Source organism: Actinoplanes sp. NPDC048791 (genome assembly GCF_040650095.1).
Classification (GTDB): Bacteria; Actinomycetota; Actinomycetes; order Mycobacteriales; family Micromonosporaceae; genus Actinoplanes.
The window spans coordinates 1-10050 of the sequence record NZ_JBEZGQ010000239.1 but is presented as its reverse complement, the minus strand read 5'-3'; the positions used below and the strand labels follow the sequence as shown (position 1 = coordinate 10050).

The window sequence follows — 10050 nt, the reverse complement described above, 5'->3', positions numbered from 1 at the left end:
CGCCGTGGCTGGACCTGGGCGGGCACGAGGAGCTGTGCCGGCACAGCGATCATGCGCTGGACGCCGTCGTCGCGGCGCTGACCGCGCGGGCCGCCGTACGCGATCAGGTCTGCCATCCCGACGAGCGGGAGCTGCCCGCGGCCCGGACCGAAGGATGGATCGCGATCCCCACCGCCGCCCTGGCGGCACTGCCGGGATAAACCGCATGTGCCGGGCCCGGTCCGGGGCCTAGGGTGGCGCGGATGACTCTTTCTCATGACGTGGCCGGCGACGGCCCCACGGTGGTCCTGCTGCATTCGACGGTGTGCGACCGGCGCATGTGGGACCCGCAGGTCCCGGCGCTGGTCGAGGCCGGCTACCGGGTGGTCCGGGCCGACTTCCGCGGCTTCGGCGACTCCCCGATGCCCGACGGGCCGTCCGGCGACGCCGACGACGTCGTCGAGCTGATGGACTCGCTCGGCGCGGAGCAGGTGGCGATGATCGCGGCGTCCGGCGGGGGCCGGGTGGCGCTGGAGATCGCGGCGGGCCGCCCGGAGCGGGTGACCAGCCTGGCGCTGCTCTGCACGGCCTGGTGGGAGCAGGAACGCAGCGCCGACCTGCGGGCCTTCGGCGCCCGCGAGGACGCGCTGTTGGAGGCCGGGGACGTGGATGCGGCGACCGAACTCAACGTGGAGATGTGGGTCGGTCCGGCGGCGGACCAGGCAACCCGCGACAAGGTACGCGAAATGCAACGTCGCGCCTTCGAGGTGCAGCTGGCGGCGGCCGAGGAGTTCCCGCAGCTGGCGACGGAGCCGGATGTCGGGGCCATCACCGCCCGGACGCTGCTGGTGTCCGGGGCGCACGACGTGATCGACTTCCACGAGGTGGCGGTGGCGCTGGCCAAGCGGATCCCCGGTGCCCGGCATGTCGAGTTGGACTGGGCCGGGCACCTGCCGAGCCTGGAACGACCCGAAGCGGTGAACCCACTGCTGATCGACTTCCTGCGCACCGCCTGACCCGTCCAGCTGCGGGCGGCAGCTGGTCACGGCCAGACGAAGCGGAGCTTGTGCGGCGTGCCGTGCAGGCGGCCGGCCACCCCACCGGGCGGCGAGACCACGGCCTTCTCCACGCACCGCCCACCCAGCGCCCGGTAGAACCCTTGCGCCGCGACGTTCTGCTCCAGCACCCACAGGTAGCGGGCGCGGTGCTCGACAGCCTCCGCCGCCCCGGCCATCAGCGCCCGGCCCACCCCGGAACGCTGCCGGTCGGGGCGCACGTGCAGGTTGTCGATGAAGCTTCCCCACCGCTCGTCGTGGTCGGCCTCGATGTGGATGAAGCCGATCAGCTCGCCGCCGGCCTCCGCCAGCAGCGTCCGACCAGCGCCGGGAGCCGCCAGCCTGGCTGACCACACCGCCCGGCGTTCGGCGACGACATCACCGTCGAGATAGGAGTCGGCGAAGGCTCCCCGGTAGTGGCGACGCCAGCTCGCGGCGTGCAACTCGGCGATCAGGGCGGCGTCCGCCGGGCCGGCCGGGCGTAAGTCCATCGACCGGTTCTGTCACAGCCCGACCGCCTGCCGCAGCTCAATTCCCAAGGCCCGGCCCCGGGCGGGCCGCCGCATCGCCTTCCGGCTCAACCTGCGCTCAGGGCTCGATCGGGTGCGGGACCTGCACGATGACCTGCTCGGTCTCCTCCGCGTACGGCATGGCCGGGCTGTCGCCCACCGCGAACTGGGTGCGGTACAGCTCCGCGTACAGACCGCCGGCCGCGACGAGCTCGCTGTGCTTGCCGCGCTCGACGATGCGACCGTCGTCCAGGACCAGGATCTGGTCGGCGTCGCGCACCGTGGACAGGCGGTGGGCGATGACCAGTGCCGTCCGGCCCTCCAGCGCCACGGTCAGGGCCCGCTGCACGGCTGCCTCGGACTCGCTGTCCAGGTGGGCCGTCGCCTCGTCCAGGATCACGATCGACGGGTGCTTGAGCAGCAGCCGGGCGATCGCGATGCGCTGCTTCTCGCCGCCGGAGAAGCGGTAGCCGCGCTCGCCGACCACGGTGTCCAGCCCCTCGGGCAGGGAGCGGACCAGCTCGGCGACCTGGGCGCCGCGCAGGGCGTCCCACATCTCCTCCTCGGTCGCTTCCGGCCGGGCGTAGCGCAGGTTTTCCGCGATCGTCTCGTGGAACAGGTGGGAGTCCTGGGTGACGACGCCGATGGTGTCGCGCAACGACTCCAGGGTGGCGTCGCGCACGTCGACCCCGCCGACGCGGACCGCGCCCTCGGTCACGTCGTAGACCCGGGAGACCAGCATGGACGTGGTGGACTTGCCGGCGCCGGACGGGCCGACCAGGGCGACCATCTGACCGGGCTCGACGACGAAGTCGACGCCGCGCAGCACCGGTGCGTTCTCGGTGCGGTCGAGGGCGACCACGTCCTCCAGCGTGGCGAGGGAGACCTCGTCGGCGCTCGGGTAGCGGAAGTGCACGTCGCGGAACTCGAGCCGGCCCGAGCCGGGCGGGATGGCGACGGCGTCGGGCTTCTCCTCGATGCCCGGCTTGAGGTCGAGGACCTCGAAGACCCGGTCGAAGGAGACCAGCGCGCTCATCACGTCGACCCGTACGTTGCTCAGGGCGGTGAGCGGGCCGTAGAGGCGGGTCAGCAGCAGCGCCAGGGTGACCACGGTGCCGGCGGTGACGCTGCCCGTGACCGCGAGCCAGCCGCCGAGCCCGTACGTCAGGGCCTGGGCCAGCGACGCGACCAGCAGCATGGCGACGAAGAAGGTGCGGGAGAACATGGCCTGTTGCACGCCGATGTCCCGGACCCGCTGCGCGCGCTCACCGAAGCGCGCGGCCTCGGCGTCGGGGCGGCCGAACAGCTTGACCAGCAGGGCGCCGGAGACGTTGAAGCGCTCGGTCATGGTCGCGTTCATCTTCGCGTCCAGGTTGTACGACTCGCGGGTGATCTCGGCGAGCTTCTTGCCGACCCGGCGCGCGGGGATGATGAAGACCGGCAGCATCACCAGCGACAACACGGTGATCTGCCAGGACAGGCTGAACATCACGGCGGCGGTCAGCACGAGCTGGATGACGTTGCTGACCACACCGGACAGGGTGGAGGTGAACGCCCGCTGAGCCCCGGTGACGTCGTTGTTGAGCCGGCTGACCAGGGCGCCGGTCTGCGTCCGGGTGAAGAACTGCAGCGGCATGCGCTGGACGTGGTCGTAGACCTTGGTGCGCAGGTCGAGGATGATGCCCTCGCCGATGCGGGCCGAATACCACCGCTGGGCCAGGGACAGGAACGCGTCGACGATCGCCAGCCCGGCGATCATGAAGGCGAGCTTGACGACCGTGGCGGCGGCGTCGGAGCCGCCGGCGGTGATGGCGTTGACCACGTGGCCGGCGAGCACCGGGGTGGCGACGCCGATGCCCGCGGCGAACACCACGGTGATCAGGAAGACGATGATGTCGCGCCGGTACGGCCGGGCGAAGCGCAGGATGCGCCTGGTCGTGCCCCGGCTGAGCTGATGCTTCGAGACGCGCTCGGAATTCTGGATCGAGCGCAGCATCATCCAACTGGAGCCGCTGGAGTTCGGACCCATGCGTCACCTCCCGGGCGTCTGTGGCAGGCACAGTCTGCCCGCTGGGTATGACAACCCGAGAGGTAACCGGTTTCTTCCTGATCGGTCCTTACTCGGCACCCAGGAGGTCGCGCAGGCGGCGGGTCTGCGCCTCCCGCTCGGCCCGGTCCTGCTCGGCGTACGAGCGGCCGGTGGCCCCGGCGAGCAGGGCCTTGATCTCGGCCACGGCGCCCTGGTCGGCGGCCAGCACGGCCGCGGCCAGGTCGGAGACCGCTCCGGACAGGTCGGCACCGGGCACGACGGCGGTGGCCAGACCGATCCGGTCCGCCTCCTGCGCCGAGATGCGCCGGCCGGTGACACAGATCTCCAGGGCGCGGGACGGCCCGACCAGCTCGGTCAGCCGTTTGGTGCCACCGAGATCCGGCACCAGGCCCAGGGTGACTTCGGCCATCGAGAAACGGGCGTCGTCGGCCAGGATCCGCAAGTCGCAGTTGAGTGCGAGCTGAAATCCGGCCCCGATCGCGTGGCCCTGCACGGCCGCGATGGTGACCAGCGAGGGCCGGCGTAACCAGGTGAACGCATCCTGGAAGCCGGCAATCCGATCCGCGCACTCTTCCGGGGACAACGCGGCCAGTTCCGGCAACGAAGAATCGCCGCCGCCCCGGGCAACCGACAAGTCGAGTCCGGCGGAAAAGGCACGGCCTTCACCTCGGACAATGACGACTCGCACGTCCCCCGGCATTTTCCGGGAAATGTCGGCGAGCTCCGACCACATGGCGGGAGTCTGGGCATTGAGCACATCGGGCCGGCACAACGTCACCGTCGCGACCGGCCCGTCCTGGTCATACCGAACGCCTGTTTCGGTCCCGGGTGATGCGCTGGTCGTCACGCCTTCTTGCGACGACGGGCGCCGCCGCGCTGGCGAAGCTGGACACCCGACTCGGTGAGCACCCGGTGCACGAATCCGTAGGACCGCCCGGTGGAGGCGGCCAACGCCCGAATGCTCTCGCCGGAGGTGTATCGCTTCACCAGGTCTTTGGCGAGCGTCTGTCGCTCGCTGCCGACGATTCGACGACCCTTCTCAGTGCTGGTGGCTGTGCCGGTGGCTGCCATGTTGAATCCTCACGTCCCAGACTGTGCGGTTCGATACGGTCCCACCTATTAGACCGCCTCCAACGATCATGCGCTAGGTATCTCGGCTTAGCCAACGTGCCCAATTACCACTGTCAGGAACCCGACGGTGACCATGCGCATCAATGTCAGACCGTTGGCCCGGAGGCCGGATCGGGTCGGTAATCGGACGCCGGAGAGCGTTTGCCGGCCGCCCGCCGGGACCGCCCCGCCGCCCCGGACCTCGTCCCAAGACCACCCGTTGAGCTGCACAAACATCAACTACACGGTGGACGGACAACGATGTCACGCAGCGTCGACGCAGCATGCACGCAGGGATGTGAGCCGGCGCCCGAACGGGCAGCGGAGGCTGGCTGAGGGGTGCCCGGGCCCGGCCGCGCGGTGACCGGAGCCGGGCAGGAGTCGCACTGTCTGTGTGGGCACCAGTTGACAACCGACGATGCCGTTGATCCTCGATCAAGCGATGGCGATCACGCCAGCTCGACGAGCTCCAGCAGATCGTCGCTCCACGCGTCCTCGTCGCCGTCGGGCAGCAGGATGGCCCGGTCCGGCTTGAGCGCCTGCACGGCCCCCGCATCGTGGGTGACCAGCACGATCGCGCCCGGGTAGTTGGCGATGGCGTCCAGCACCTGCTCGCGGCTGACCGGGTCGAGGTTGTTGGTCGGCTCGTCCAGCAGCAGCACGTTGGCGCCCGAACAGACCAGGGTGGCCAGGGCGAGCCGGGTCTTCTCGCCGCCGGAGAGCACGCCGGCCGGCTTTTCGACGTCGTCACCCGAGAAGAGGAACGCACCCAGGATCTTCCGCAGCTCGGTGTCGGTCTGCTCGGAACCGGCGCTGCGCATGTGCTCCAGGATCGTGCGGTCCACGTCCAGCGTCTCGTGCTCCTGGGCGTAGTAACCCAGCCGCAGCCCGTGCCCGGCCCGCACCTCACCGGTGTCGGACTGCAGGTGCCCGCCGAGGATCCGCAGCAGCGTGGTCTTGCCCGCGCCGTTGAGGCCCAGGATGGCGACCCGGGAACCACGGTCCACCGCCACGTCCACGTCCGCGAAGATCTCCAGCGAGCCGTAGGACTTGGACAGGCCCTGCGCGGTCAGCGGGGTCTTGCCACAGGGCGCCGGGCTCGGGAAGCGGACCTTGGCCACCTTGTCCGAGGTGCGCACGTCCTCCAGGCCGTCGAGCAGCTTGTTGGCCCGCTTGGCCATGTTCTGCGCGGCGACGGTCTTGGTGGCCTTCGCCCGCATCTTGTCGGCCTGGGCCAGCAGCGCGCCGGCCTTCTTCTCCGCGTTGGCGCGCTCGCGGCGGCGGCGACGCTCGTCGGTCTCCCGCTGGGCCAGGTACGTCTTCCAGCCGACGTTGTACATGTCGACCTCGGCCCGGTTGGCGTCGAGGTACCAGACCCTGTTGACCACGGCTTCCAGCAGGTCGACGTCGTGGCTGATGACGATCAGGCCGCCCTTGTGGTTGGCGATGTAGCCGCGCAGCCAGGTGATCGAGTCCTGGTCCAGGTGGTTGGTGGGCTCGTCGAGCAGCAGGATGCCCTTGCCGTTCTGGCCGGAATTCTGGAACAGGATGCGGGCCAGCTCGATGCGCCGGCGCTGACCACCGGACAGGGTGCCGATCGTCTGGGCCAGCGCGCGGTCGGGCAGGCCCAGGTTGGAGCAGATCCGGGCGGCCTCGGCCTCGGCGGCGTACCCGCCCAGGCTGGCGAACTGGTCCTCCAGCTGGCCGTAGCGGCGGATCAGCTTGTCGTCGGCGCTCTCCTCGAGCTCGACCTCGAGCTTCTGCATCTGCGACAACAGGACATCGAGGCCGCGAGCGGACAGCACCCGGTCGCGGGCGGTGACGTTCAGGTCGCCGGTGCGGGGGTCCTGCGGGAGGTAGCCGACCTCGCTGGTGCGGGTCACCTCACCCGCGTACGGCGTGCCCTCGCCGGCCAGCACCTTGAGCGTGGTGGTCTTGCCGGCGCCGTTGCGGCCGACCAGGCCGATCCGGTCGCCGGGCTGCACCCGCAGCGTCGTCGGGGAGATGAGGATCCGGGAGCCGGCGCGCAGTTCGAGTCCGGTGGCGGTAATCATGAGGAAGCGTCTCGCTCTCGAGGGAAGAAGGCTGGCTCAGGGCACACGGAAGCGCCGCCGGGATCGCGGAAGATCACGGTCGGCGCGGGGCAGGTCAGCCTTCGCAGAGCAGCACCCGGCAATTGTACCGGGCGCCGGCCACCACCCCCCACCCGATTAGCGGGCGCGGCCACCGGGTACGAATGGCGCCACACGTGGTGGACGCGCGAGCGAGGATGCGATGGAACTCAACGAGAACGCCAGGATCGACACCAGTCAGATCGACGACCAGCGTTCCTCCGGCGGGGGCGGCGGCGGGATCGGCGGCCTGCCCATCGGTGGCGGAGGTCTCACCGGCATCATCGTCACCGTGCTCATCGCGGTCGTCGGTGGCTTCCTCGGCATCAACAATCTCACCGGCGATGACGGCGCGAGCACGCAGACGGGGGACAACACCTCCCTCACCCAGAAGTGCACGCAGTCCGAGGCGGTCAAGCAGCTGGACTGCCGCAACGTGCTCTACGTCAACTCGATCCAGGACTACTGGGTGGAGGCCCTCCCGGCGACCTTCGGCGAGCAGTACAAGGCGTCCAAGACCGTCCTGTTCTCGAAGCGGGTCAGCACCGGCTGCGGCAGCGCCGACTCCGGCGTCGGGCCGTTCTACTGCCCGGCCGACGACCGGGTCTACATCGACCTGACCTTCTACACCGTGCTGTCGCAGCAGCTGGGCGCGCCGGGCGAGTTCGCCCAGCCGTACGTGCTGGCCCACGAGTACGGTCACCACGTCCAGGACCTGCTGGGCACCGAGGGCGCGATGCGCCGCGAGCAGGAGCGCAACCCGACCGGGGCGAATGAGCAGTCGGTCAAGCTGGAACTGCAGGCGGACTGCTACGCGGGCAGCTGGGCGAAGAACGCCACGGGCACGGACGACGGGTCCGGCCAGAAGATCTTCAAGAGCATCAGCCAGGAGGACATCCAGCAGGGCCTGGACACCGCGGCCAAGATCGGCGACGACACCCTGCAGAAGAAGAGCGGCGGCTCGGTCAACCCGGCGGAGTTCACCCACGGCACCAGCGCCCAGCGCCAGGAGTGGTTCAAGCGCGGCTACGACACCGGCGACCCGAAGAGCTGCGACACCTTCGCCGCCGGCGCGGTCAGCTGACCTGTCACGAGCGATACGGCCCCGCCTGACCTGGAGACTTCCGGGTTCAGGTGGGGTCTTTGACGAGGATGCGGACCGCCCGGGCCTGGGCGATCGCGTCCTCCAGGACTGTCTTGCGCGGCTCCGGGACCTCGAGGAAACGGTCGCTGCGCAGCGCGGCGAGGGGTTGCAGGGGTACGGCGGCCAGGATGGTGTCCACCGCGGTGTGGTCGCCGCCGGTCACCAGGGCGCTCAGGGTGCGTACCTCCGGCAGGAGCAGGCGGGCCGCGATGCCGGCGCCGTCCGCGGCCGCCGCTTTGGCCTGGTTGTCCCGGCGGCGGGCGAAGCGCTGCTGGGACCAGCCGCCCGCGGCCGTGCGGCCCTGCACGTAGTGCGTGTCGACCTTGGACACGACGAGCTTGGGGCCGTCGGCCACACCGACCGCCACCGCGCCCTTGCGGGCCAGCAGCAGACCGATCCGGCGTGACTCCCCCGCCGCCCGGCGCAGCTCGTCCAGATCCTTGGTCGCCGGCGACCCGGGCGGCGCCGCCAGCTCGGCGGTCGCGCCGTCCTCCGCGGTCAGCAGCAGCCCGTCGGCCGTCCACGGACCGTGCCGGCCGGCAAAGTTCTCCAGCCAGCGGGCCAGCCGCTCGGGGGCCACGTCCACCCACCGTCCGCCGCCTGCCGCCGGTCTCGCACTCATGACTGCCACCCTACGGTGGGATGATCCCGGCATGACCCGAGCGCCCGCGGAGGAACTGCTGGATCGCCTGGTGCGCAGCTACAAGGCGGCCGAGGATCCGGAACGCGCCGGGCCGGCCGCGGCGTACATGCGGGAGCAGTTCGCGTTCCTGGGCATCCCGGCGCCGACGCAGCGCGCCCTGGCCCGCGCGGTGGTGGCCGGGCTGCCCGCGCCGACCGAGGACGACCTGCGGGCGGTGGCGCTGGCGTGCTGGGAGCTGGAGGAGCGGGAGTCCCAGTACTTCGCGTGCGACTGGCTGCGCCGGCACGTTGCGGTGCCGGGGCCGGGCTTCCTCACCACGCTGCGGACCCTGATCACGACGAAGTCGTGGTGGGACACGATCGACCCCCTGGCCACCCGGGTGGTGGGCGGCCTGGTGCGCCGGCATCCCGAGCTGCGTGCGGAGATGGACGCCTGGTCGGCTGACGGGAACATGTGGCTGATCCGTACGGCGATCCTGCACCAGCTGCACTACGGCACGGAGACGGACGTGGACCGCCTGTTCGGATACTGCACCCGGCAGGCGGGCCACCGGGACTTCTTCGTCCGCAAGGCGATCGGCTGGGCGCTGCGGCAGTACGCCCGTACCGATCCGGCCGCGGTGGCCCGCTACGTCCATGACCACCGTGACCGGCTGTCGCCGCTGTCGGTCCGGGAGGCCACCAAGCATCTGTGACCTCCCGGCGGTCAGGTGACCAGGCCGACGGCGAGGACGGCGATCACCGCGCTGGAGACCATGGCGGTGATCAGGCGGCCGCGGTCGCCGGTGAGCAGGCGGCCGACCAGAGCGCCGCCGCCGGCGATGAGCAGCTGCCAGCTCGCCGAGGCCACGAAGGCGCCGACCACGAACCACACCCCGCCGCCGGTGCCGCCACGCCCCATGACCAGCGCGGCGAAGTAGACGATCGTCGCCGGGTTGAGCAGCGTCAGCCCCAGCACACCGAGGTAGGCACGCCCGGCCGTGGTGGTGTCCAGTCCCCCGGCGCCCTTGCCGGCAGAGCGCGGAGCAGCCAACCCGTCGGCCGCCGCGGCCGGACCATCCCGGCCGGCGTCTGAGACCCCGCCATCCCGGCCGGCGTCTGAGACCCCGCCGTCCCGGCCGGCGTCTGAGATTCCGCCGTCCCGGCCGGCGACCGGCACCGCGGCAACCGGTCCCGCTCCGAGGGCACCGGCATCCGGATCCGCGAGACCCGGCGCGCGGGCGCCGCCATCGGGAGACGCACGCTCCGGACGCGCTGGGTCATCCGAGGAATCGGGCTGGGTTGTGCGCTTGCGCAAGGCCGACCAGGCGGTATGAACCGCCAGGAGCAGCAGGATCACCGCCGCGACCCAGCGCAGCGGCGTCGCGATCGGTGCGATCGCTGCCGCCAGTGCCGCCCCGCCGAGGACCGCGATCAGTGCGTACACCCCGTCGGCGGTGGCCGCGCCCAG

General features: G+C 71.1%; 11 protein-coding genes. 4 read left to right on the top strand and 7 right to left on the bottom strand.

The genetic code is table 11. The features are described 5' to 3' along the window. Window positions 1–200 (top strand): DUF429 domain-containing protein (locus AB0C29_RS19150; protein ID WP_360821842.1); only part of this gene is annotated, 200 nt, incomplete at its 5' end. Between the two features lie 42 nt (window positions 201–242). Beyond that, a complete protein-coding gene (locus AB0C29_RS19145; protein WP_360821840.1) occupies window positions 243–995 on the top strand; it encodes an alpha/beta fold hydrolase in 753 nt (250 codons plus the stop codon). A 26-nt stretch (window positions 996–1021) separates the two neighbouring features. Here AB0C29_RS19145 and AB0C29_RS19140 read toward each other — a convergent pair whose 3' ends face one another. The 5 genes from AB0C29_RS19140 to AB0C29_RS19120 form a co-directional block, all read right to left on the bottom strand. Further along, window positions 1022–1525 carry a GNAT family N-acetyltransferase gene (locus AB0C29_RS19140; protein WP_360821838.1) on the bottom strand — a complete coding sequence of 168 codons (504 nt, stop codon included), beginning with the start codon at window positions 1523–1525 and terminating at the stop codon, window positions 1022–1024. 97 nt (window positions 1526–1622) lie between these two features. Continuing rightward, window positions 1623–3572, bottom strand: a complete 1950-nt coding sequence (locus tag AB0C29_RS19135; protein ID WP_360821836.1) for an ABC transporter ATP-binding protein — start codon at window positions 3570–3572, stop codon at window positions 1623–1625. Window positions 3573–3660: 88 nt separating this feature from the next. Beyond that, complete coding sequence (locus AB0C29_RS19130) at window positions 3661–4440, bottom strand: enoyl-CoA hydratase/isomerase family protein (protein ID WP_360821834.1); 780 nt, start codon at window positions 4438–4440, stop codon at window positions 3661–3663. Then, window positions 4437–4664, bottom strand: a complete 228-nt coding sequence (locus AB0C29_RS19125; protein ID WP_015620263.1) for a helix-turn-helix domain-containing protein — start codon at window positions 4662–4664, stop codon at window positions 4437–4439. The genes AB0C29_RS19130 and AB0C29_RS19125 overlap by 4 nt, the downstream gene beginning before the upstream one ends. Window positions 4665–5152: 488 nt before the next feature. Next, window positions 5153–6757 carry an ABC-F family ATP-binding cassette domain-containing protein gene (locus AB0C29_RS19120; protein ID WP_360821832.1) on the bottom strand — a complete coding sequence of 535 codons (1605 nt, stop codon included), beginning with the start codon at window positions 6755–6757 and terminating at the stop codon, window positions 5153–5155. A gap of 220 nt (window positions 6758–6977) precedes the next feature. On the opposite strand from AB0C29_RS19120, the gene AB0C29_RS19115 reads away from it, so the two are divergent. After that, complete coding sequence (locus AB0C29_RS19115) at window positions 6978–7898, top strand: neutral zinc metallopeptidase (RefSeq protein WP_360821830.1); 921 nt, start codon at window positions 6978–6980, stop codon at window positions 7896–7898. A 46-nt stretch (window positions 7899–7944) separates the two neighbouring features. Here AB0C29_RS19115 and AB0C29_RS19110 read toward each other — a convergent pair whose 3' ends face one another. Beyond that, a complete protein-coding gene (locus AB0C29_RS19110; RefSeq protein WP_360821829.1) occupies window positions 7945–8580 on the bottom strand; it encodes an acVLRF1 family peptidyl-tRNA hydrolase in 636 nt (211 codons plus the stop codon). A 31-nt stretch (window positions 8581–8611) separates the two neighbouring features. Here AB0C29_RS19110 and AB0C29_RS19105 point away from each other — a divergent pair, with 31 nt between their 5' ends. Then, on the top strand, window positions 8612–9295 hold the full coding sequence (locus AB0C29_RS19105; RefSeq protein ID WP_360821827.1) for a DNA alkylation repair protein: 684 nt from the start codon (window positions 8612–8614) through the stop codon (window positions 9293–9295). 11 nt (window positions 9296–9306) lie between these two features. Here the strand turns inward: AB0C29_RS19105 and AB0C29_RS19100 are convergent. After that, window positions 9307–10050 (bottom strand): LysE family transporter (locus AB0C29_RS19100; protein WP_360821825.1); only part of this gene is annotated, 744 nt, incomplete at its 5' end.

What these genes read in the sequence shown, in the direction of transcription:
- AB0C29_RS19145 (WP_360821840.1), top strand. Translation starts at nt 243, where the DNA reads ATGACTCTTTCTCATGACGTGGCCGGCGACGGCCCCACGGTGGTCCTG.
- AB0C29_RS19140 (WP_360821838.1), bottom strand. Translation starts at nt 1,525, where the DNA reads ATGGACTTACGCCCGGCCGGCCCGGCGGACGCCGCCCTGATCGCCGAG.
- AB0C29_RS19135 (WP_360821836.1), bottom strand. Translation starts at nt 3,572, where the DNA reads ATGGGTCCGAACTCCAGCGGCTCCAGTTGGATGATGCTGCGCTCGATC.
- AB0C29_RS19125 (WP_015620263.1), bottom strand. Translation starts at nt 4,664, where the DNA reads ATGGCAGCCACCGGCACAGCCACCAGCACTGAGAAGGGTCGTCGAATC.
- AB0C29_RS19120 (WP_360821832.1), bottom strand. Translation starts at nt 6,757, where the DNA reads ATGATTACCGCCACCGGACTCGAACTGCGCGCCGGCTCCCGGATCCTC.
- AB0C29_RS19115 (WP_360821830.1), top strand. Translation starts at nt 6,978, where the DNA reads ATGGAACTCAACGAGAACGCCAGGATCGACACCAGTCAGATCGACGAC.
- AB0C29_RS19110 (WP_360821829.1), bottom strand. Translation starts at nt 8,580, where the DNA reads ATGAGTGCGAGACCGGCGGCAGGCGGCGGACGGTGGGTGGACGTGGCC.
- AB0C29_RS19105 (WP_360821827.1), top strand. Translation starts at nt 8,612, where the DNA reads ATGACCCGAGCGCCCGCGGAGGAACTGCTGGATCGCCTGGTGCGCAGC.